We start from the raw sequence: 785 nt of genomic DNA, 5'->3' as shown, positions 1-785 counted from the left end.
CCGTGTCTACACCCATCGAGATATTGATTGGGTCAACTTCATCAAGCGGCTGAAAGAGACGGGAATGCCGTTAGAAGAGATTCAAGAATATGCTTCATTGAGGGAGATTGGCTCGCAAACGACTGCTGACAGACAAAAGCTTTTGGAAGTTCATCGAGATAATTTAATCGAACATATCCGACAACAAAATGAGCATCTGAAACGATTAGAAGAAAAAATAAATCTGTATAAAAGCGGAAAAGTACGTTGACTTAGAGTTCACTCTAACTTGTAAGGTGTGCGGGTATTCACTCAAAGGAGCACACAAAATGGAAAATACGCGATTTCAAACAGGGCTAGAACAGTTATCAAAAATCGATGGAGAGGCTGGCCAAAAAGTTATCGAAAGCCTGAACGACATTTGCCCTGATTTAGCTAAGTTCACGATTGAGTACCCATTTGGCGACATCTACACCCGTGAAGGGCTAGATCTAAAATCGCGAGAGATCGCTACGGTGTCCGCATTGACGGCGATGGGGAACTGTACTCCACAGCTTAAAGTGCATTTACACGCTGCGCTAAATGTTGGTTGCACGGAAGAAGAGATCAAAGAAGTGATCATGCAAATGTCTGTTTACGCAGGATTTCCAGCTGCATTAAATGGCATGTTTGCCTTTAAAGAAGTACTCTCGGAAAGGCAGGTTTAGCTGCCTGCAAGCAACATTTAAAGTGAGCGTTAGGAGTCTCTAACGCTTTTATTTTTATATTTTTTAACGCGTTATTAAACCGCAAGGATGGTGGATGAT

General features: G+C 42.3%; 2 protein-coding genes. Both read left to right on the top strand.

The window, feature by feature from the left end:
• Positions 1-250: MerR family DNA-binding protein (locus R8N49_RS26470; protein ID WP_318190361.1), on the top strand; the 250-nt coding region annotated here is incomplete at its 5' end.
• Positions 251-308: 58 nt separating this feature from the next.
• On the top strand, positions 309-686 hold the full coding sequence (locus tag R8N49_RS26465; RefSeq protein WP_025622998.1) for a carboxymuconolactone decarboxylase family protein: 378 nt from the start codon (positions 309-311) through the stop codon (positions 684-686).
• The last annotated feature ends 99 nt before the right edge of the window (positions 687-785 follow it).

It is taken from the genome of Vibrio sp. 1978, from assembly GCF_033344345.1.
Note: the sequence above shows the minus strand (reverse complement) of the source record. Positions and strands in the feature narration are given on the sequence as shown.

Coding starts and splice junctions, on each gene's coding strand:
- R8N49_RS26465 (WP_025622998.1), top strand. CDS start 309: ATGGAAAATACGCGATTTCAAACAGGGCTAGAACAGTTATCAAAAATC.